Annotated in this window: 18 protein-coding genes; 17 read left to right on the top strand and 1 reads right to left on the bottom strand. The window is 34.0% G+C overall.

Annotated features, from left to right (window positions below):
- Positions 1 to 358: 358 nt before the first annotated feature.
- Positions 359 to 1,366 (top strand): quinolinate synthase NadA, encoded by a 1,008-nt coding sequence (gene nadA, locus JK139_RS05940; protein ID WP_218330802.1) that lies wholly within the window; start codon positions 359 to 361, stop codon positions 1,364 to 1,366.
- Positions 1,367 to 1,643: 277 nt separating this feature from the next.
- Here the strand turns inward: nadA and JK139_RS05945 are convergent, their stop codons facing one another.
- Positions 1,644 to 1,967: a hypothetical protein gene (locus JK139_RS05945; RefSeq protein ID WP_218330803.1), complete on the bottom strand. Its 324-nt coding sequence runs from the start codon at positions 1,965 to 1,967 to the stop codon at positions 1,644 to 1,646.
- Between the two features lie 562 nt (positions 1,968 to 2,529).
- Here JK139_RS05945 and JK139_RS05950 point away from each other — a divergent pair.
- From JK139_RS05950 to drmB, 16 genes are all read left to right on the top strand, one after another.
- Positions 2,530 to 2,823: a hypothetical protein gene (locus JK139_RS05950; RefSeq protein ID WP_074418430.1), complete on the top strand. Its 294-nt coding sequence runs from the start codon at positions 2,530 to 2,532 to the stop codon at positions 2,821 to 2,823.
- A 377-nt stretch (positions 2,824 to 3,200) separates the two neighbouring features.
- Positions 3,201 to 4,388, top strand: a complete 1,188-nt coding sequence (locus JK139_RS05955; protein WP_218330804.1) for a tyrosine-type recombinase/integrase — start codon at positions 3,201 to 3,203, stop codon at positions 4,386 to 4,388.
- A gap of 304 nt (positions 4,389 to 4,692) precedes the next feature.
- On the top strand, positions 4,693 to 5,208 hold the full coding sequence (locus JK139_RS05960; protein ID WP_218330805.1) for a hypothetical protein: 516 nt from the start codon (positions 4,693 to 4,695) through the stop codon (positions 5,206 to 5,208).
- 2 nt (positions 5,209 to 5,210) lie between these two features.
- Complete coding sequence (locus JK139_RS05965) at positions 5,211 to 5,456, top strand: hypothetical protein (protein ID WP_218330806.1); 246 nt, start codon at positions 5,211 to 5,213, stop codon at positions 5,454 to 5,456.
- 334 nt (positions 5,457 to 5,790) lie between these two features.
- Positions 5,791 to 6,120: a hypothetical protein gene (locus JK139_RS05970; RefSeq protein WP_218330807.1), complete on the top strand. Its 330-nt coding sequence runs from the start codon at positions 5,791 to 5,793 to the stop codon at positions 6,118 to 6,120.
- Positions 6,121 to 6,183: 63 nt separating this feature from the next.
- On the top strand, positions 6,184 to 6,699 hold the full coding sequence (locus JK139_RS05975) for a hypothetical protein (RefSeq protein WP_218330808.1): 516 nt from the start codon (positions 6,184 to 6,186) through the stop codon (positions 6,697 to 6,699).
- A 20-nt stretch (positions 6,700 to 6,719) separates the two neighbouring features.
- Complete coding sequence (locus tag JK139_RS05980) at positions 6,720 to 7,151, top strand: hypothetical protein (protein ID WP_218330809.1); 432 nt, start codon at positions 6,720 to 6,722, stop codon at positions 7,149 to 7,151.
- A gap of 622 nt (positions 7,152 to 7,773) precedes the next feature.
- Positions 7,774 to 8,100 carry a helix-turn-helix domain-containing protein gene (locus tag JK139_RS05985; RefSeq protein ID WP_140999529.1) on the top strand — a complete coding sequence of 109 codons (327 nt, stop codon included), beginning with the start codon at positions 7,774 to 7,776 and terminating at the stop codon, positions 8,098 to 8,100.
- A gap of 3 nt (positions 8,101 to 8,103) precedes the next feature.
- Positions 8,104 to 9,021, top strand: a complete 918-nt coding sequence (locus JK139_RS05990) for a DNA-methyltransferase (protein ID WP_218330810.1) — start codon at positions 8,104 to 8,106, stop codon at positions 9,019 to 9,021.
- 14 nt (positions 9,022 to 9,035) lie between these two features.
- Positions 9,036 to 11,798, top strand: coding sequence for an N-6 DNA methylase (locus JK139_RS05995; RefSeq protein ID WP_218330811.1), 2,763 nt, complete (start codon positions 9,036 to 9,038; stop codon positions 11,796 to 11,798).
- Between the two features lie 3 nt (positions 11,799 to 11,801).
- Positions 11,802 to 13,745, top strand: a complete 1,944-nt coding sequence (locus tag JK139_RS06000; RefSeq protein ID WP_218330812.1) for an argonaute/piwi family protein — start codon at positions 11,802 to 11,804, stop codon at positions 13,743 to 13,745.
- Positions 13,746 to 13,751: 6 nt separating this feature from the next.
- Entirely contained in the window at positions 13,752 to 14,846 is a 1,095-nt protein-coding gene (locus JK139_RS06005; protein ID WP_218330813.1) for an SIR2 family protein, read from the top strand.
- A 536-nt stretch (positions 14,847 to 15,382) separates the two neighbouring features.
- Positions 15,383 to 16,294, top strand: a complete 912-nt coding sequence (locus JK139_RS06010) for a hypothetical protein (protein ID WP_074420915.1) — start codon at positions 15,383 to 15,385, stop codon at positions 16,292 to 16,294.
- A gap of 14 nt (positions 16,295 to 16,308) precedes the next feature.
- Complete coding sequence (locus JK139_RS06015) at positions 16,309 to 17,763, top strand: hypothetical protein (protein ID WP_218330814.1); 1,455 nt, start codon at positions 16,309 to 16,311, stop codon at positions 17,761 to 17,763.
- Positions 17,760 to 21,374: a helicase-related protein gene (locus JK139_RS06020; protein WP_074420465.1), complete on the top strand. Its 3,615-nt coding sequence runs from the start codon at positions 17,760 to 17,762 to the stop codon at positions 21,372 to 21,374. The genes JK139_RS06015 and JK139_RS06020 overlap by 4 nt, the downstream gene beginning before the upstream one ends.
- Positions 21,375 to 21,379: 5 nt before the next feature.
- The gene (drmB, locus tag JK139_RS06025) at positions 21,380 to 23,272 is read left to right on the top strand and encodes a DUF1998 domain-containing protein (protein ID WP_074420464.1); all 1,893 of its coding nucleotides are present in this window, start codon (positions 21,380 to 21,382) and stop codon (positions 23,270 to 23,272) included.
- The last annotated feature ends 46 nt before the right edge of the window (positions 23,273 to 23,318 follow it).

The raw sequence follows: 23,318 nt of genomic DNA on the forward strand, positions 1-23,318 counted from the left end.
AAATCGTTTTTTGGATAAAAACACTGTGCTTAAAAAAAGAATAACTAAGCGTAAAAAAGAGATATACTGAAAATTCAGTGTAATCCACACAAACCATCACCAGTTCATACACAGTGCATAACCTGTTAAACCAAAAAAGTGAATATAGTAAAACAATACAATACACCTGCGTGCATAAACCCCATCAATACAGCAATCACTTATGTTTCACGGTGTGGATAATCTGTGAAAGCATAGGGATAACTAAAGAATAATTAACTTTACACATTGTTGATAACAAAGTTATCCCGATATACACACCCGTAATAGTAATAGGGTTTTTATAAAAATATATTATTAAAGAATTACTACCCGAGTTATGAACATTGCCGAAGCAAAAGCCAACTTATTATCAAAAGGTTTTTTAGATGTGGATATTGATCTGCACGTAGATTTGTTCCAGGAAATTGAACAACTCAAAAAACACAAAAATGCCATTATACTGGCTCATTATTATCAGGAACCCGATATACAGGATATTGCCGATTATATTGGCGATAGTTTGGGATTGGCCAAACAGGCATCACAAACCGATGCAGCCATTATTTTATTTGCCGGCGTACATTTTATGGCAGAGACCGCCAAAATATTGAATCCAGATAAAAAGGTTTTACTGCCCGATTTAAAAGCCGGTTGTTCGTTGGCCGACAGTGCCCCAACTGAATTATTCAAACAATTTAAAGCCAAACATCCCGATCATGTAGTGATTTCTTACATCAACTGCACCGCCGAAATAAAAGCCCTGAGTGATATTATTTGCACATCGGGCAATGCAGAAAAAATTATCACAGATCTGCCGCCTGATACCCCTATTTTGTTTGCACCTGATAAAAACTTAGGTTCATATTTAAACAAAAAAACAGGCCGAAATATGTTGTTGTGGAATGGTGCCTGCCAGGTACATGAAATATTTAGTGTAGAAAAAATTACCCGATTAAAAATAAGGCATCCCGAAGCTAAATTATTGGCCCATCCTGAATGTGAAGAATCTGTTTTAGCCATGGCCGATTTTATAGGAAGTACTACCCAATTATTAAAATATAGCCATACCGATAGCGCTCAGTCTTATATTGTAGCCACCGAAACTGGTATCCTGCATCAAATGCAAAAAGATAATCCCGGTAAAGCCTTTATACCGGCACCGCCCAATAACAATTGTGCCTGCAACGATTGTCCGTATATGAAGCTGAATACGCTGGAAAAAGTGTACAATACCTTATTATACGAATTACCTGAAATTACCATGGAAGAGGATTTGCGTATAGCCGCCAAAAAGCCCTTAGACCGCATGCTGGCCATTAGCAAAGCTGCGGGATTAATTGGATAAACAGCAATGAAATACCATTATATGCACTTCATAGAGTCAATTCAAGAAAAGCCTAAAGGCAGATGATTCAACCTCTTTTCCGCCTATTCGTTCCGCAGCAATCAACAAGCAAAGTATGGCCAACTTATATTGTGGTTAGGTACTGCCTGCCCGTGTAACCGGTACGCAGAGGCAGCCCATTTAAAACCTGCAGGGAAGCGTTCGAATCTGTATGCCTGAACAATTTGGTGCGCATCCACATCCACCACAGTAGCATCACCAACGGCAGGAATGGAAGCTACTGTTTTGGCAAATAGGCATCTATTAACCGTTGCACTGCCACTGCCAGCGCTACACCTTTTTTCAGCCATTGCATCAATTGGCCTGTGATTTGTTGTTGTAACCCCTTTTGCGGCGGCAGTTGACGGTATATTTTACTGGCAATAGGCGATGCTATTTGCAGCCATGCACTGTACTGCCGCAAGCGGGCAAAAGCCGAATCGGCATAAAACCTTTTTTTATTAATAGAGGTTTTGGTACGCACCATTTGCCGACCGTTGACCACATAAAAGGTAAGGCCGTTAAAAGTACCCGAAATATACGTATAGGGAATGGTAGCCATATAATATTGACTTTTTTGTATACAATATACAACCACGCAACCCCCGTTTCCAAATTTTAGAGCAGGTTTTTTGTGAAAAAAATACCGGTGTTTATAACAATAAAGAAGACCTAATGTAAGGCAGCTATATTTGATAGAAATACCTATCAACAGCGTTGCGCAACGCTGTTGAATTGATGTTGTATGGAAGCAGGATGGATTTGAGGGAGGAGAAAAAAAGCCCTAATGGAGTAAAAAATGTATATAAAAAATTTGGTGCATAATGCTAAAAGGTATATATTTAATCTTAATAGAAAGGGAAAAACAATAAACCTCTGGGCTGTGTGGGTGAGGAAAGCGAAGCTGTATAAAGCCGTTAAAAAAAATGTGTAAAATAAAGAGCGTATAGGGTTGGCTTTACGAAAGCGTGTAAAAATGTGTATATGTATTTCATGGAACCGTTATAATACCTTGAAAATAAGTATAATAATATTTTTTATTTATAATATAATAACTTCAGAATTATGGTATATTTATGAGTGGTGGCAAGTATAAACTGACACTTCTCAATTAAATAATTTTAATGTTTTCTTATGACAGGCAAAACAATTATACGAAAATTTATTTTGATAGCGCAATTGTAGGAATTTTAGATGTTCTTATGACTGGCAATTCGTTTGGTATTAATACAGTACCTCCGCTTAATGCCACTAATGAACAATTAATTTTATTTGCTAAACAATATTATCAGGAAGTTTTAAAAGGCGCATGGTTGCAAGCGGTTGGTACTTTTTTTATTATACTTTTTGCAATTGCGATTGTTGATTTAACTGTAGTAACCAATACCTTTTCAGTTTGGCTGACCATATTGGATTAATTGATACGTATTATGGTATGTGTTACTGAAGTTGTTTATTATATAATGGTATAATGGTATTGTACACAGTTCCGGAAACAATACGTAGAACTATTTTGTTAGTGACATTTTAATACTTAAATATTGTATGATTGATAATTAACATATAAAATAGGGCATCTTATTCAGCCATTCAATTAGAAGTAGTTTTGTACCAGCTATATTACTTTTATGAATAAAAAGAAAAGGGGCAGATAGACGAGAAATCAGTCAGTTGTAGTCTGTTATCAATTTTAACAGCGGAGAGAGGGAATTTTATCACTGTTTTGGAGGAAGGTAATGGGAAGGTTGAAAGGAGGGTAGTATTAATTATAAACATCTATTATTTTATTTTAGATATGCAAATAATTGTTCTTAAAATACTGGAGCACCGAAATGCTGAATGTATTGGCATTTATTTTAAAGTAGATACCCGGCTTAACGGAATAGTAAAAAAAATACCAGGTATTAAATGGAGCAGGACACATACCTGCTGGTATTTGCCGCTAAACCGCAACAACTATCAATTAATTATGGACACATTAAGCTGCCATGCTTCTATTAATAATGCAGCTCTAAAAAAATATATCATAGAAAAAAAAGAAACAGGGAACACCACTATGCAACCTGCAGCAAACAAACCCAAAATTACGAGCCAGGCCACATCCATAATAAGCAATGAAAATAATAAAGCAATGGCAATGCTTGTGCAGCAACTAACTTTAAAGGCCTATAGCCCTTCCACCATAAAAACATACCGAAACGAATTTGGCCGGTTGCTGCAAACTATAAAACAAAAGAATGTAGATACATTAACTGCAGATGAGCTACGCCGCTATATGGTTTATACAATAGAAAAAGAGGGAATAAGTGAAAACACAGCTCATAGCAGGCTTAATGCATTAAAATTTTATTTTGAACAGGTGCTGGGTCGTGAAAAGTTTTTTTGGGAAATACCCAGGCCCAAAAAACCCTTACTGCTTCCTAAACTATTAAATGAAAAAGAATTAGGAAGGTTGTTTAATGCACTATCTAATAAAAAACATAAAGCCATGTTATTTACTGCATACAGTGCCGGTTTAAGGGTAAGTGAAATTGTGGAATTAAAGATATCGGATATAGACAGTAGCCGTATGCAAATTTTTGTGCGGCGAGCAAAGGGCAAAAAAGACAGGTATGTAAACTTAAGCCCTGTATTATTGGATATATTAAGAAAATACCTTAGTGAGTACAGGCCGCAGCCAAAAGAATACTTGTTTGAATCTGAACAAACCAATACCGCCTACCCCACCCGTACGGTGCAGCAAATATTTAATAATGCCAAAACCAAGGCGGGCATTAAAAAAGAGGTAGGTGTGCATAGTTTACGGCACAGTTTTGCCACACACCTGCTTGATAAAGGAACGGATATACGTTATATAAAGGATCTACTGGGGCATTTTGACATAAAGACAACGGAACGGTATTTACATGTAAGCAAACGAAATTTGGTAAACATTAGTAGCCCATTGGATGATTTGATGAAGAAAGAAAGCATAGAATGGTAAAACCGCTGTGCGGGGGCGACAATTTGATTTTGATAACAGTAAAGCATTGATTTTAAGCAATCTATAAGAAGTGATAGCGATAAACAGTAAAAAGTTGTTTTACAAAAAGAGCCGAGTGGATTGTCCTAACGAAAATTGAAATTGTATAATGTTAAGTAGTTGGCTATCAAGGTGTATTTTTTTAGAAAAGTAGCGGATTATAACATAAATTTACGCGTTAGCGGTTATGCTATGACAACACAGCAGACCGACAACGGGGAAGCCGAAAACCGACCAGAGTAGGCATAAAGAAAAACAAACAAAAATGACAAAGACAATTTCAATCTTAACCAAAACAATTTTTACGGTTCTGCTGACTGTATTCTTGACAAATGCTTATTCACAGACAAAATATACTGGCTATCAGTATGTTCTTAATTCGGACGACTACATTTCATTCAAATACACAAGAGAATACAAAACAGTTGGAGAAAATTATGTAACCATATACAAAATTTATCACCCGACAAAAGGACACCACGCATTTACAATTACAGCAACTCATTACAAAGCAGACAAGAAAGTAAAGGTTGACGTTGAAGATGCTGGTGGTGGAATTTTTGCACACATTAATTCAGAAGAGACGACTTATGACACAGCTTCGTTAGAACCTTTTGGTTTTCGTGGGTCAGTTGGTGCTTTAGGTGGAAATAGAGTTCCCAATCAACTTATGGTTAAGTTCGTTAGTAACAAATTTGAAAATGTAAAAGTCGTTCACGTTAACGCAACAGAACCAGGGACAAGCAATTTTTACTTTTACGTTCTTGACGAAAAAAATTAAATATGAAACACTCAATAAAATCAAAACAAAAAATTGACCTACATAATATGGTTGTGACTGTTGAGTTGCAACCTGACAATTCAATTGAACAATTAGCAGTTAAAAACACAGGTTCAATGACTGCTTCAGACAGTGAGAGAGAACTTGTAGAGAATTATTTACATTTCGGATTAGGACTAGGAGATTATTCCGTTTTACAACTTCTCGACCAGACAAATAATACTTTTACGTTGAAGATTTTCGTATGACAACAACTGAACGACAAGAAGCACAAACCGCTAACAGGCGTTTGGCAAAAAAGCGGGTTCAGTGGTTAATTGAACATGCTACCTCGTATCAACTTTTTGTGCTGGGTTGACAGTTTTGTGCATCGAAATCCGCTTCTTCGCCAAGCGCCAAAACGTTGTACGTCACCCTACTGGACGCAGCGTAACAGTTCGACACTTGCTAAGTGTTGTTGACTTCCCCCAAAGGTTTTGCAAAACTTTATAGCTAAAATGACTGTAGTCATAGAACAACAATTCGGATTGAAGTAGATTTATCCCAATGAAGAATGCTGTTACCATATTTCTCTTGGTTCTCATGGTGTCCATACAAACACCATTGGGACAGCTCTTTAAACTCCCATTGCTGATTGAACATTATATAAAACATCAAAAGCAAGACGGTGTTTCTCTCATTGCTTTTCTCGATGACCATTATGCATCAGACCACAAGGATGCGGATTTGCCCGAAGATGAACAGTTGCCGTTCAAAAACATAACGGTTTACAGCATTGGATATGCAATTGTAGCACCAATCATTCAGACGAATGTGCTTGCTTCTTTACCTACTGAAAAGAAGATTATCTTTCCTGATACTTATACCCCACAACAACATTTAGGAAGCATTTTTCATCCGCCGAGAGTATAACCACTTCGCAGCTTGTCTCAAAAGAGACTATCTCCATTTACTTAAAACTTAAAATATATTTTTATGAATAGTGTTCAAATGCACTTAGCGTTAACGCATGTGCCTGTTATTCTATCATTCGTAGGGTTAATAATGCTTACATTGGCATTTTTTATAAAAAACTCTATCATTACAAAAACTTCTTACGTCTTGCTTTTGGTTGCAGGCATCGCAGCTATACCTGTTTTCTTTACCGGAGAAGGTACGGAAGAAGCCATTGAAAACCTGCCAGGAGTATCCGAAGCCATTATTGAAAGACACGAAGATGTGGCTAAATTGGCAATGATTGCGATTACAGTAGCTGGACTTGCGGCTTTAGTTGCATTATTCTCTTTCAGATGGCAAATAGCAGCCCGTGTATTCAAGGTTGTTATTTTACTGCTGGCTATTACTTCCGGCGGATTGATGGCGCAAACAGCGCACCTTGGTGGACAAATCCGTCATACTGAAATCAGAAATGGTGTTGCATTGAATAATGGTACTGAAAACGGAGGAGAGAACGAAGGCAATGCAGGTCAACAAGAAAAGGACGATGATTAATCAACACAAAAACGCAAGAAATGAAACAATTATTGATAATCTTACTGGTAGCATTTGTATCATGCACCAATCAACAAACAGCAGAACAGCATGAATACAACACCGGAAATGATAAACTGGAGAAAGTTGTAACAGTTCCATTAAACAACAGCGCCAAATGGAAAGCTGATGAAGCAACAAAGAAGAACGTTGCAGCAATGGTGCAGGTCGTAAGAGATAGCACGTATGCAGATGCTGGAAAACGAATTCAACTTTATACGAACCTGAAAACGAAAATAGATACGCTGGTAAAAGAGTGCAGCATGAAAGGTGCTGAACATGATGCTCTGCATGTATGGCTTGAAAAGGTGTTGAAAGATTTGAAAGAATTAAAAGAAGATGATGATGAATACGGCGAAGCCTATGCAGCATTAAAGAAAGACATAGCAAATTTCTATCAGTCTTTCGAGTAATGAACGGAACTCCTGCTGCGGCGGGAGTTCTTTTTTTATGTCACCACACTCGACAGAAGGGCGAACGTACAACATGGGGCTTTATGCTATGCTGGCTGACGGAATAAACATCAGCAGCAAATCGCTTATCAGCTACATATCGGTCAGACGGAATACTATTGAACTAAAGAATAAATAATTTACTTTGTTTCCTTATCGGGCTTCTGTAACTAAGCTGACGGAACACAGACGACCAGTACAGCACAAAGCCCTCAACGTTATAAGCAAGCCTAAAAGACGACCGTGCAACCGTAAGACGGACAACAAAACGTCCAGACTTTTGACTTTCAAACTAACTTTCGGGCGACAAAAAATCGGTTGACCATTTCGCTGTAACTCGACACCGACCAGACAAGTTTGCTGACACCCAAGCCGACCCAAATGGTTTTAAAAATTTTTCCCACCGCACATTTTAAAAGATAATTTTATGCCTATCCGCACTTTGCACATTTGGTTTTGCCCTGACACACAATGCCATCCCTTCCGCAAAACCAAAAGAGCAAAATTTTTCCCACGCACTTGTTCAGGTTATGAAAATAAATTGTATTTTTGACAAAATTGTCAAGGCGAAAATTTCAAGGTAATGAAAGAAACATTTGGAGAATACATACACAATTTGAGAGTTGAACACGGTTTAACTCTGACAAAACTTGCTGCTGCACTTGATATTGACCAATCAACGCTTTCCAAGATTGAAAATCAAAAACGCAATGTTCCAGAAGAAATACTTCCCAAACTTGCCAAAGTTTTCAAGCTGGACATCAAGAAACTAGAAAAAGAATTTTTCAGTGAAAAGATAGCAGAAATGATTTATCGTGTTCCGGACTCAACAGAATTATTGACACTGGCAGAGGAAAAAGCGAAATACTACAGAGTATCAAAGGTTAAACAAGGAAATTTAAAATTTTAAGAAATGGCAAAATCAATAGAACAATACTTAAACAAAGTTATTCAAGGCGACTGCTTAGAGGTTATGAAAAATATTCCGAGCAAATCCATTGATATGATTCTTTGTGATTTACCATACGGAACAACTCAAAACAAGTGGGATTCGGTAATTGACTTAGACCAACTTTGGGAACATTATGAAAGAATCATCAAAGATGATGGAGCAATTGCATTGACTGCACAGGGACTGTTTACTGCAAAATTGATTATGAGTAATGAGAAGTTATTCAAATACAAAATCGTTTGGATAAAATCTAAATCAACAAACTTCTTAAATGCAAAGAAGCAACCACTGCGTAAACACGAGGACATTTGTATTTTCTATAAAAAACAGCCTACATATAATCCTCAAATGACAAATGGAGAGGCATACGACAAAGGCATTAGAAAAGACCAATACACAGGTAGTTATGGAGATTTCAAACCAAGACACGTTAAAAGTAATGGAGACAGATACCCGAATGATGTTGTATGCTACGAAGAACAACCAATAGACGATTTTGTATATATAAAAACAGCAGAATCGGAAGGTCCTGTTTTGCATCCGACACAAAAGCCAATTGAATTAGGAAGATACCTGATAAAGACCTTTACAAAACTAGGAGATGTTGTTCTAGACAATGCTTGTGGAAGTGGAAGCTTTCTACTTTCTGCAATTCTTGAAAACAGACAATTTATTGGAATTGAGAAAAATGAAGATGTTTTACTTCACAAAGTTAAACCAGTTGATTACATTAAAATTTGCACTGATAGGATTCAAGAAACACTTAAACGCAAGGAGATTGAAGAATCAACTTTAAGATTATTCAATGAGCCAATTGCAAAATATCATACACTTAATTATAAAAACGGAAAGGCAAAAGCAAGTCCAGCAATTTATTAATTGAATTACCTGAAATGGCAAAAGTTACATACAACGAAAGAAGCTGGGCAATAGATGTTATAAGTGAAATCAGCTTGCATCTTGCAAATAAAAGTTGGCACTTTAAAAGTGCAGGTGGTGAAAGCACCATAAGCAACGAAAAATCAAGTCTATTTCCTGATGTGTTGATTTTCAAAGACCAAACAAGAAATATCATTTTGCAGGGTTGGGAATTGAAAATGCCTGACACACCAATTAATGATGCTGAATTAATTAGCAATGCAATCAAAAAAGCTAAGATTTTACAAAGAGACAGTTTTATTCTGTGGAATGTAAAGAGTGCCGTTCTTTATTCTAAACAAGGAGATTCATTCTCAATTTTAAAAACTTGGAATGACATTGACATTAATAACCGAACAGAAGTAAAGCCAAAAGAAACTCTTTGGAAATCATTACTGCATACCATACTTTCAGACTTAAACGGCTATTTTGAATCAGGAGAAATTTCAGATGAAGTTTCAACAGAAATTTTAGCTGTTGATGCAATCATTGATGTTATTCTCGAAAATATATCCTCAACAGCAGAAAACATAAGGGCAAATTTTAGGAGAAATCCAAGACTTGAAGCCCAAATAAACTACTGGTGGCTATCCTCGGCAACAGAATATGGTTATAATCCGACTGCAATAAAAGACGCTTCAAATAAATTACCTACTCTTTCAAAAGTAATTTTAACCGATTGGGTTTTCAAAATCATCTTCGCAAATGTGCTGAAAAGGCATTTTAATGAAGCAAGAGCAATAGAATCAATAAACAATGAAACTTCGATTGAACAAGCAAAGGACATAATTGCCTCAATATCCGAGCATTGTAATTTTTGGAATATTTTCAGTGATAACCTTGCAATTGAGTTCATTTCAAATTCTGCTTGGAAACAAATTATCCAGTTAAATCAGTTTCTTTCATCAATCAACATTGCAGGAATTGAAATCGAAATCCTTCATAATTTACTCCAATCTTCAATTGTTTCAGCAAAACGTAAAGTAGCCGGACAATTTGCTACTCCTAAAAAGTTAGCGGATTTATTGGTTAGATTAACAATAGAAGACAAAGAAGGAATTGTAATTGACCCTTGTTGCGGAACAGGAACAATAATCAATCAAGCATATTTGCTCAAACAAGAATACGAGTTTAATCAAGACGAAATTATAAACAGTATTTGGGCATCAGACAAACATTCTTTCCCTATTCAATTGTCTACACTTACTTTGGCAAAGCCAAACAACATTGGCAAGGTGCTTAACATTTTTAGAAAAGATGTGATTGAATTAGCAACAGGGCAAAATGTAACTTTCAAAGACCCAAACAATGGAAACGATATTGTAAAAATTTTCCCAACTATTGATTATGTTGTTTCAAACTTACCATTCATCAAGAGTAAAGAAATTGAAGTACTAAACCCGAACATAACAGAAATAAACAACTTCATTCAAGATGAAGCTGATACTACAAAATCACTAAGTGGCAAAAGCGACATTTTCGCTTATATCCCATTTTATTTACATCAACTACTTTCTGAAAACGGAAAAATTGGGCTGATACTTTCTAATGCTTGGTTGGGAACTGATTACGGAGAAATTTTCTTAGAGCTCACTCAAAAATTCTATGACATTGAAACTGTTGTAATTTCAGGAAAAGGAAAATGGTTTGACAATGCAGATGTAGTAACTACTTTCTTAATTGCAAAAAAGCGGAACCCAAATACTCCAATAGACCAAAACAGAACAATTTCATTTTGCACCCTAAAAGAAAGCATAGACGAAATACCTGACATTAAACAATTGAGCGAAAATATTTTGTTGGAAACTGATAATCAATTTGTAGCTGTTCAAAATTATTCAGTAAATGAGATAACCAATTTTGAAACTATTGGTGTTCCTTGGTGCGGTTACTTTGCAAATCTTAATTGGCTTACAGAAGTTTCAGAAAAACTAATTGATTGCAATCAGATTTTCAAGTTTACTCGTGGTGAAAGAAGAGGTTGGAATCCCTTATTTTATCCTGCATCTGGTCACAACATTGAAGCGGAATATATAAGACCAGTTCTGAAAAACCTAAGAGGAACATCAGGACTTTATTGTTCAGCAGATGGAGAAGCATTTTGTTGTTCAAGAAGTATTGAAGAATTAGAACAACTCAATCATACAGGTGCTTTGCAATGGATTAGAAGTTTTGAAAATCAAAACAACGAAACAGGCGTTCCGCTTACCCAATCTTTGCGTAGAGCAAACATGTTTTGGTATGAGATGAAAACCGATAATATGGCTGACTTTGTCGCTAATGTGAATTACGATAAAAGTTTATTCATTGCAACCTTTGTTAATCGTTCTTTCATTGACCAAAGAATGATTGGACTTTCAATTAAAGCGGAGCATCAAGATGAAAACAGAGTTTTACTGCTTGCCTTATTAAACAGCGTTCTAAGTATGTTTTTTATTGAAAGTTTCGGTTTTGGTAGAGGTTTAGGTGCACTTGATTTAAGAGCAACAAAATTTGAGCGTGATTTTAAACTATTAAATTTTCAGCTATTATCAGATGAACAAAAGCAAAATATCATAAATGCTTTTCAACCAATTGCAGAAAGGAACAGATTTCCTTTAGCCCAAGAATTTGAACAAACTGATAGAGTAAATTTTGAAAGAGTTCTTTTTGAAGCATTCGAGATTTCTGAACATTATGAAGCAATAAAATCATCCTTGCATCATCTTTATAAAATCAGATTTGCGGTAAAAAATTAAGATATGAAGAAAGAGTTTATTTCATTAAATTTCATAGAGTTCAATCCTAAAAAGTTTGATGCGGTTTTCTATTGTCAAAAATTAGACCTGATACCAGATGAGAACAGGCGTAACTATTATATCAGAAATCTTAAACCTTCTGATGACGCAAATAAATTTGAAAAATTTGCTATAGTATTTGAAGCCCAAGAAGGATTTGAAAGAAAGGTTATATCACATACCGAAAACATTGACATTACAAAACGTCTTATTTTCTATAATTTAAAAAAACTGTTACGAACTAAGGGCATAAAAGATATAGAAGTAAACAAGGATAAATACCATAGAATTTATTTACCGATTGAAAAGCATAATGAAGGTGTTGAAACCATTTGGATAGAGCCATATTTTTTAAAACAGACAAACTCGTTTGGGATTTTAATTGACTTTAAGTTTTTGGTGAGCCAAGAATACAAGAAATCTCTAAGCTCTCCTGTTGATAAAAGAATTTTACAACTTTCTGGAACTTTAGACAGTAGAGGAAACTCTAATAAAGCATTTTATCAATTCAAATTTGAAAAGTTGAAAAAATTCTTTAGCCAATATTATCAACCCCTAAGCAGTATTCATATAGGTGAGGTAAATTTTCAGCTATCGCAATCGCTAACAGAAATAAGTGCCCATTCTTTAAATCCCAAAATTTATCAATTTCAAAATGACGTTGAAAACGCCTCTCCTTATTTTGGATTGCAAAAGAACAAGCCTTATCAAAATCCTGAAAAAGAAACTAATTTTCTTTTTGTATTCAAGGACATTGATAGAAACATTGCTATTAATTTACTTAATGGTTTAAAAGGCATAACCTCACCTAATACATTTTCAGGCATTGAAAGTTTGTTCAAAATACCATTTAATAACGATTGCATTAAAGGAAAAAAAGTTGTCGAACTTTCTTTAGAGGTCTTAAATTCTATCGTTGAAGAAATAAAGATTGAAAAGGAAAAAGGAAAAAACGTTTTGCCTATTTTTATTACAAACTCAAGAGTAAATCAAGCAGATGACAAATTATATTTTCTAATCAAACACACTTTTACAAAAAATAATATCCCTTGCCAAGTAGTAACCAAAGACCTCATTAGCAATACTAAATCTCTAAGTTGGTCGTTGAGTAATATTGGGCTTCAAATATTTGCAAAGGCAGGTGGTAAACCTTGGAAAGTAAAACCAGCAATCAAAGAAGGGTTGATTATTGGCATTGGAAGTAAAAATAAAGAAGCCTTTATTACGGATGAGAATGGCTTTACAAGAAAAAAAATCGAAAAATATCTGACCTATTCAGTTTTGACTGACAGTAGCGGTTTATTCAAAGAAATACAGATTTTAAGTGAAACAGATAATGAAGCGGATTATTATAAAACCTTAATTACGAAATTAACCACCATTATTGAACAAGCGGTGAAAGATGGATATAAAGATATAGTCATTCATATTCCATTTAGAATTAGCAAAGAAAAGGTTTGGGATGTTATTTTTAAAAAAATATCTAATGACATAAATGTTTCTGTAATTCTTATAAACTCCGACCATAAGTATTTTGGATATGATTTATCTAAAAATGCTTTAGTTCCCTATGAAAGCACCTTTATTACATTATCAGAATATGAATATTTGGTTTGGTTTGAGGGCTTACAATACAACAATGCTCCGTTTTCAAAGCCAATAGGAAGCCCTATTTACATTGATTTTTGGTATTCAAATACCAAGACTTTATTACAAAATATTTCGTATAGAAAAAGCCTCTTGCAAGATTGTATAAATTTATCAGGTGCTAATTGGAGGGGCTTCAAAGCAAAGCAATTACCTGTGTCAATTTTCTATTGCCAAAAAATTGCTGATTTTTTGAAAAAATTTGAGGACTATGAGTTAGAGCATATTGAATTTGAAAATTTAAAACCTTGGTTTTTGTAATAAGATATGAAGAAATTTACAGATAGCGAATTAATAATACTTCTCGGTGCAGGAGCAAGCTGTGATGCTGGCATATTAAATTCTGACCAGATGATTAGCCGCATAGAGAATAAACTTAGTGATAACGATTGGAGAAAGTTCAAAGACCTTTATCATTATATCAAAAGCGTTCACTATCAAAAGCAGATTTTCAAAGGAGTAAATCCAACCAATGTCGGTTTCAATATCGAAGACCTAGTAAGTCTTTTGGATATTATTGTCGGCATCTCTAAAAGTGAAATTGACACTTATACATTTGTTGGTAGTTGGGAAAAGGATTTACAGCCGTTTATTACTAAACAAAGAGAAATTAGCTTGGTAAGCGATTTTAAAGAAAGCATAATAAAGGAGTTGAGAGGCGATTGGCTAATGCCTTCTGATTGGAAAAGCAAGTCAGGCTACTATAAAAAGTTGATTGACTTCAAAAATGAACTTAGCGGATTTCCTCTGAAAGTTTTCACCTTAAATTATGACTTGTGTGTTGAGCAAAATCTAAAAGATGAGTTTACAGAATTAGGGTTTGATGAATTTGACAAATGGAGTTTCAGGCGTTATGACTATGGCGATACGAATAGTGAAATTAGTTTTTACCTTTATAAACTTCACGGTTCTATAAATTGGCAAAAAACAAAAGACGAGCAATTAGTAAAAACCGAAGGTGACATTAAAACTGATGACCTTGCAATTATATTCGGTATCAGTAACAAATTACAATCATACGACCCATATTTGTTTTACTTTTATGAGTTTAGGGAACATTGTTTAGCTGCTAATCTCATTGTTTGTTCGGGATATGGTTTTTTAGACAATCACATAAACGATGTGATAAAACAAGGTTTAAAAGATAACCCGAAGAAAAAACTTGTTGTAAATGTCTTTGAGAAAAAAGATAATGAAAAAATACAGGAGGAAATTGCAGATATTTTAAAAATACAGGCAAGTCAAATTATTATTTATAACGAAAGAGCGATTGATTTTTTTAATAATAATTTGAAATTAGATAAATTCTCTGAACTCTTTCCCGAAGATGAAACTGATAAATCACTACCAACTGATTTTTAATATCCAACACACTGGTGTAAGCACATTTGCAAACCGCTACAAGCCCACCCGCAAACCAAAGTTTGCAAAAGAGCTTCCACCTCTCCCATCAGAGAAAAATATTTTTTAAAATTTCCTTCCCTTCAAAAATTTTTAAAACCGCCACCGCATAACCGACACATAAAGACCAAACACAAACCTGACAATGACATCGAAACCCTCATCATACTTGACTTTCACGACACGGACGACAGAACGCCAGCTGGTAACAGCGGTTTTGCGTAATGGCGGGTGTTGTGCTTCGTTTGACAGTTTTGTGGTAGGTTCAAGTGCAGTTCTACGATTGAACTTTTGTGCTAAAAATCCGCCACTACGCAAAGCCGCAAAACGTTAGCACTCACCCTAAAAGACGACACGACCAACAATAAACGAACAGAAAAAGATAGATAAGATGCCAACGCTTCAGCAAAATCAAAAGAGCTGCAACCCCACCCACAAAGCCAAACCAATGCAGCACATTTGCTTTTGCTCCAACCGCTGACTAAACTCGACAGAAAATGATATTGAACGAGACATATTATCAGAAACTTATAGAAAATTTCAAGGATGTTCAACATCTTGAAAATGATTTTTCTAATAATGTTGTAGCTCTGACAGTAAAAGTTATTCTTAAACATTACTACGACAACAAACCGCTTCACATAAATTTCCAAAACGCAAAAGACTCCTTATTTGAAATAGCAAAACACTTATATATTGAGTTGGCAAATGACATCTATAAAAACCACTACGACCTTCCTGACAATTTTGCTATCGGTGACAAGTTGAAAAGAATAAAAGACAACCAATATTATGAGATTACCAAAGTTGAAAATAACGACTACACTATCAGACAAATATTAAGAAAAAGAAAAACGGATATTTCCCCTGCAACCTTATCAGGAATTACCTATGAAAGGCTAACAAAAAACTATGTAAAATTAAAAGAAGGTACAGGAATTAGTGAAAGAACTATAAAAAATTACTTTGACTTTTTTGAAAACCTAAATAAGGAAAAGTGTGAGTTCCCAAGGTTGAATTTTGACAGAAAAACTGTATTTATTTCAAAAAAACCTTTATGGGACAGTTTAAATGTAAAGAGTAAAATACCCTCAATTTATCTACCAAATCCTAGGGAAGAGAATCATCTAAGTGAGACAAAGTCAATTCCTGCATTAACAGATTGTTTAGTTTATTTCACTCCAAAGTATGAAGTTTGTTATCAAAACATTTTACTTCAAAATAAACGATTAAAATCAGTTATTGTTTTTGATACAGAAGCTACGAGTATCGAACAAATGCTACTTGACAAACAACGGTTCGGATTCAATTTAATAATTTTATCAAACAGCTTAACTCCACAGAAAAACAACTCAATTCCTTGTTGGAATTGGTTCAAAGAAGAAGTTGAATTAGTAAATGCGTTATGATAAGATTTAAGAACATGCCAAGTCTGGAAATTGAGAACTCTATAAAGAACCTCGATAATAAAATCTCCATTGTAAATACTGAGTTTGGAATTGAACTCAAGTCTTATGGAAATATTTTAAGAATAGCAATTAATGCAATCCAACCAGACACAATTGAAAATCTAATTGAAAGATTAAAGATCAATAAAGAATTAGAACACGGCTTAGAAAATTATGGTGGCTATACCATAGAATATTTAGCGGATAATAATCCAAAGGATGAGTTGTTTAGGCTCTTGGAGTATCTCAAAAAAACCTTACCAAAACAGGAAACGCTTATAAAGTTCTTAAATCAATCAGACAAAAAAACTATTGCCTTTTTCGACAACAACGATATTGACTTTGCAATAAAAAACGTTCGAAATCGAAAAGTAGAAATCCACCCCTTTTCTGCTTTAAAAAGAATAGCCATTGAAAATAAAACATTGGTATTTCATAGTTTCAATGGGCAAAAAGATTTCGATTTACTGTACAATCTAAATTCTGATGTTGTTTTAGTTGTTTATAAGCAAGAAAAAAATCTTTACTATAAATATCTTGACAATAGAAAAAAACTAATTGAAGAAGAAATAAAATCTAAAGATAGGCTTTCAATATGTGGAATCGAGTATCAAGAATCAAGAAATTACTCAGTTGATATTAGTTCGACTATAAATGGCATAGTTTCAAGACTAGACGATTTTGGGAACAGAGCTTATGAAGGATATAAAAATGAATGTGATGTATTACTAAATGATAGTGAAGAAAAGTTGATTTATAAGGTTGGAACAAATATATCTCACTTGTATCTTGAAAGTAACGACACCATTTTTACTGAGCGAGGCGAACTAAATAAAACTTATAAAATTAAAATCGGAGATAAAATTAGAGTTTACCCGAAAGAGCAGCTTGCAGAAAATTTGTATCAAGTTGCAGTTGAAACTGAACCCGATATTTTTGGCAAAGTTGAAGAGCATTCAGTTTATTGGAAACAGCTAATAAATGAACGTAGAAATAAATTCGGAGACGAAATATTATACAAAAAATTAAAAGAAAAGGGGTTAAGAATTTTGCCAAATACACTTGCAACATATGGAAAAGGATTTAGAAAGTTTCCAATGTATAAAAATGACCTTCGTGCAATTTTTAAACAATACTTCTCCGATAAAACTGATATTGAAATTGACACTTTGATTAAGCCAATTTTAAAATCTAAAACAACATACAATAGCACAATGATTGTTCTTGGTAGAGGATTAAAACAAGAGCTAAGATTATTTTTAAGAGAAAATAAAATTGGAGAGATTTTGCAAAAACGAAATTTTAATGAATCCACTTTGAGAGCATTCGTAGAGGAGTTTATGCCTTTACATACGGTTTTAAGTAAAGAAGTCTTTAATGACAGTATTGAAACTTTAGATGAAAAAACATTACAACTATTTGAATTATGAGCGTAAAAGAAAATCGAAATATAATTATAGAGAGGGTTAAAAAAGAACTATTAGGTCCAGGTTCTGATATTTTTGTTTGCAATGATGATTTTGCAAACGAGATAATAGAAGGAAAACCATTACAGAGATATTTCACAGGGATACTTTTTCCAAAGCAACTTCAAACAAATGGTAGTGACAATGGGCAAGAGGAAATGAAAGAAGAGGATGAAGACGATTTAACAGAGCTGAAACTTGAATTTCCTGATGAAGAAAAAAAGGAAACAGAGATATTTGAAGAAGATGATGAAGTCGAGAAGACAGATACTCAACCAAAATACAGTGCGAATACATTTTTTCCTTCACATTTTGGGATAACTTTCGCAGTAGATAAGTCTTGTCAAAAGTTTAAATCAACTATAAGATTTGGAAATTACAAGAAAGCAGATTTTGCAGAAATTAAAATCTCCTACAATGGCGAAGGTGTTAATTTGCTGAGCGAACACGGTTTGAATAGCATTGTACACTATGATGAAGAAACGAAATTGATTTCTCAAAGCAAAAAAGTACAGCGAACCAAAGACGGAAAACTAACCGCAGAATATCAGGCATTTCAAGAAGGCTTAAAATCGTTAGGCAAAGCTACTTCTTACGACCACGCCTTATATAAAATCATTTCAAAACTATTTTTCAAAGACAAATACAAACGTAACGATAACAGCATTGAATTTGAAACAAAAATTGCCGACATTCTTTCAGCCGAAAATCAACACATCGAATTAAAATTATCGGAACTACCAAACTGTATTTCTGATAATTGGCACAAGGAGCTAAAGGAAAACCTTGTATTTCATCTGAAACTTTATTCAAATTACCCTGACAAATACTACATCAAAGCTGTAATTGAAAACAGAGTAAAAATCCCTAAAGACAAATTTTCACTTTCTAAAGAAAAAGTCAATCAAGTAAGTTGTTTTCAAACAGAGATAAAAATTGAGACTGAAAAGCTTTTACCTTTTAGAGACTATAAATCACATTTATACAAAACGGATGAGGATAGAATGTTAGACTATCTATACCGTGAAAAACTTGCTTTTGGTATTGGACATAATACTGCTTGCACTTGGGAAAACGCTCAATCACCAAACACCCCCCAATGGATTCAATCGACTTTTTTACCTGATTATGATGTAAAAAGCCAAAGTTCAGAAACGGATAAAATAAAGGGTGAGATTCTTAACATCAAAAATCTTTCTATTTATAATTCAGATAAAAATGGGATAATCGAAAACCTTAAAAAAGTTGCAGATGCCTATAGAAATTGGATTAATAATGAAAGTCAAGCAGCAAATGGAAATGAGCTTGGTCAAAAAAATATATCTAAATGCGAATTAATTCTTAGTAGAATTAGCAATGGTATTAACAAACTCGAAAAGAATGAAAAGGCTTTAAGAGCATTTCAATTAGCGAACACAGCAATTTATTTGCAGATGTTCCAAACTGCTCAACATTTCGGCACCAAAAAGGAAGGTTTTGAAGTATGGGAAAGAAATGATGTTTTACAACACAAATTTGAAGAGTATGGAGTTTTACAATTTCCAAAAAATAGCAAAGGAGAAATCAAAGAACCTGAATGGCGGCCATTTCAGTTAGCATTTATTCTTCAATGTTTAGCATCATTTGTTGATGAGAATAGTACTGAAAAGGAATTAATTGATTTGCTTTATTTCCCAACGGGTGGTGGTAAAACAGAAGCATATTTAGCAGTTTCAGCATTTTTAATTTTTTGGAGAAGATTAGAATATCCGACAAGCTATGATGGTGTAAATATTATTATTCGCTATACTTTGAGGCTTCTATCCGCTCAACAATTTGAAAGAGCTTCTAAAATGATATTGGCTTGCGAGTTTATTCGCAGTAATCATAAAGATTTAGGAGATAAAAAAATCACTATTGGTTTTTGGGTAGGTAAACAAACAATTCCAAACAGTATAGCAGATGCACAAAGAAAATTACAATCAACTCAACAGAAGTTAAACCAAGGAAACACTTTTGTGATAAATCCATTTCAACTATCAAATTGTCAATGGTGCAACACTAAAATAATTTCAAAGCTTTCGGGAAATGATGCAGCATATCAAATTGGGCATAGAATTGATAGGCATTTAAAAAGCCATTGTTTAAATGAAGCCTGTCATTATTCTGAACAAAATGGTGGGTTACCAATAGTATTGATTGATGATGATATTTATTCAAAACCACCAACTATTTTATTTGCAACAGTAGACAAGTTTGCTGCAATCGCTTGGAGAGGTGAAGCTACTACCCTTTTTAACTATGGTGACAATAGAAAACCTGAGTTAATTATTCAGGACGAGTTGCACTTGTTAAATGGAACTCTTGGGAGTCTTGTTGGTCTTTTTGAAAATGCACTTTTAGAAATTTGCAACCATCCTAAAATAATTGCATCAACTGCGACAGTAAAAAACGTTGATAAACAAATTTTAGGGTTATATGGTCGTGAAGCAAGAGTTTTCCCCCAATATGCCACAAACTCGGACGACACATTTTTCTCAAAAGTAATTGATGAAAGCAAGAGAAAATACATTGGTGTTTTACCTACCGGTAAAACTACTGTAATTACTAACCTTCAATTATTAGCTTCCTTACTTTTTGCAAGGCTTGAAATTTGGAAAAAATCATCTGAAAAAGCTGATGCTGATAGCTTTTGGACTTTGCTTTCTTATTTCAAAAGTTTAAAGGAGATCGGTCGTTTTTCAAATAAGATAAATTCAGAATTAAAACCAATAATCAAACAGCTTCAAGTTAGGTATTTGATAGATGACTTTAATTCAGCAAACAATTACAATAAACTTTCATACAGAAATATTGAATTAACTAGCCGAATACCCAATGAAAAAATTAAGAAGAACTTAGATAAACTCGACATTCAGTTTAATGGAGATTTGAAAGACCATAAGGCATATGATTTAGTGCTTGCAACAAATATGATAAGCGTTGGTCTTGATGTTGGTCGTTTAGGTGTGATGATAATGAACGGAATGCCACCAAATACAGCCGAATATATTCAGGCTAGTAGCCGTGTTGCAAGAAAAAATGAAGGTGTTGTATTTACTCTATACGACCCATTCAATAGTAGAGATTTATCGTTCTATGAGGATTTTGTTCAGTTTCACAAAACCTTTTATAAGCAAGTTGAACCATTAAGTGTAACTCCTTTTGCGGAGAATGCACTTGATAAAATGCTGTTTACGCTAATTCTAGCTTATTTCCGACATACCACTCAATACACAAGCAATGATGCGGCTAATGCAATTATTGATGATAGAGTGAAAAATGAACTCAAAAGCAACCTTTTACAACTTTTCCAGAATCACCAGTTCGCTCAAGATGATATTCAACTAATAATGGAAAAGGTAGATATTATCCTAAGAGATTGGAAATACAAAGTTGAAGCAGATAGAAACTTGAAATACTATTGGTATAACCACCCTAAAGAATCTTTGATGGTGCCAATGCAAGAAAAGAAAAATGATGATGAAACATTAGTTGCAATGCAATCTATGAGAAGCGTAGAACCGAGTGCAGAAATATTAATCAGACAATATTAGAATATATGCCAAACGATAAAATTAAACACGGTAGAAGTAAGCATATTTCAAATTATGGTGGAGTTGGTTCAATAATTGAAACAACAGACAATTCAATTATCATTGAAACATTTGATAATTGGGGTTATTCAGACTTAAATGAGAAATTAGCTCATTACATAATTAAAGATGATAGGCTTTTACAACGACTGAAAAATAGATTTCCAAATCTCAAACATTTAGTTGCAATACCAACAGATAGAGATTCATTTTTGCATCAGGTTAGACCTAAAGCAAATTATTTTCCAAAATGGTTTTATTGTACTCATTGTAACCGCTTTGCTTCATACTTTGAGTGGAAAAATAGGTGGCGAAGTGCAGGCAAAAATTTAGATTTTTTTAATCCTCCTAAATGTGCGAATCGTGATTGCAAGGAAAATCATTTAGAACAAATAAGATTTGTTCTGACTTGCAGTAATGGACATATTCACGACTTGCCTTGGGAGTATTGGAACAATCGCTTGCCATCAGATAAAAGTAATGTTGAAGAAACTGAGGATGAAGAAAAAAATGAAAAACAAAGTGGGCCACAATTAGATTATTCAAAAAAATGTTGTGATCAACAAGATTTAATTTATAAAATAAGTCGAGAAAACACTGAACTTTCAGGTATTTGGATAGAGTGTAAGAATTGTAAAAAGAAAGCCAATCTTAAAGGTATTTTCAATTTTGAAAAAAAGTGTGATGGCAAGAAATATTGGCTTGGTCAACTTAACGGTAAATTCCACGAAGAAGAATGCGGTATAAGTATGTCTCCAAGTATTTCAGTTAAGGTCAAAACGAGTAATAGCGTTTATTATGCAAACACATTAAGTAGTTTGTTTATACCTGAAATGCAAAATCCGCTTTCATCCGAAGTGAGAATTGATATTGATAATATGGTTGAAAGTGCTCAATTTACCAATGAACAAATCATTCAATTAGTAAGTATTCAAAAGAAAATTGACAAAGAGTTAATCCAACAATATTTAGAATCAGGAGACATTCAATACATTCCAGATAATGTTTATCGTCAAGCTGAATATGATTACTTCCTAGAAAAAGAACAGCCAGATAACAAACAAATTAAATTCAGAGTAATTGACTGTACAGACCAAATTAATGGCTTTTCAAAATTGGTAAAGATTGACAAATTGAAAAAAACAACAGTTCAAACTTCATTTACTCGTAACGAACCAATAGACATAGATTCAATCTTACAAAACCAATCCGAATACGAATACACTGTTCAACGACAATCTGTATCAAAAAATAATTTTGACTCAAAAACATTACCAGCGTTAGAAAGCTATGGTGAGGGAATTCTATTCGTTTTAGACAAAAACAAATTAGAACAATGGGAAAAACAACAAGTCGTTATTGAAAGAACTGACAAAATAAAAAATAACGCTAAAAATGCAGATTGGAAATCTCATCAGATAATTGCTAAAACACTTACTCCAAGAAAGGTATTAATTCATACTCTTTCACATTTACTAATGAGAGAATTAGAATACGTTTGTGGCTATCCAACATCATCACTTTCTGAAAGACTATTTGTAAGTGACACAATGCACGGATTTTTAATTTCAGCTTTTGACGGAACAGACGGGTATTTAGGTGGTCTTTCAAACTTATGCAACGACTTGGACAACTTGAGGAAAATTATTGAAAGTGCTATATTCAGAGCAACAGACTGTTCTTCTGACCCTATTTGTATTGAATCAGAAGGACAAGGAGTGGGACAACTTAACTTAGCTGCTTGCCATTCCTGCACTTTGACACCTGAAACGACTTGTGAACTTTCAAACTTATACTTAGACAGAAGTTTAGTGATAAATAGAGCATGTCTCAAAAGTATGTTTTTTGTAATAAATTGAATGAATTTGCCGTTTATAAGAGAAACGACATTTATGGATATCACAA

Origin of the sequence: Hydrotalea lipotrueae (assembly GCF_019249625.1) — a bacterium.
Taxonomy (GTDB): domain Bacteria; phylum Bacteroidota; class Bacteroidia; order Chitinophagales; family Chitinophagaceae; genus Hydrotalea; species Hydrotalea flava.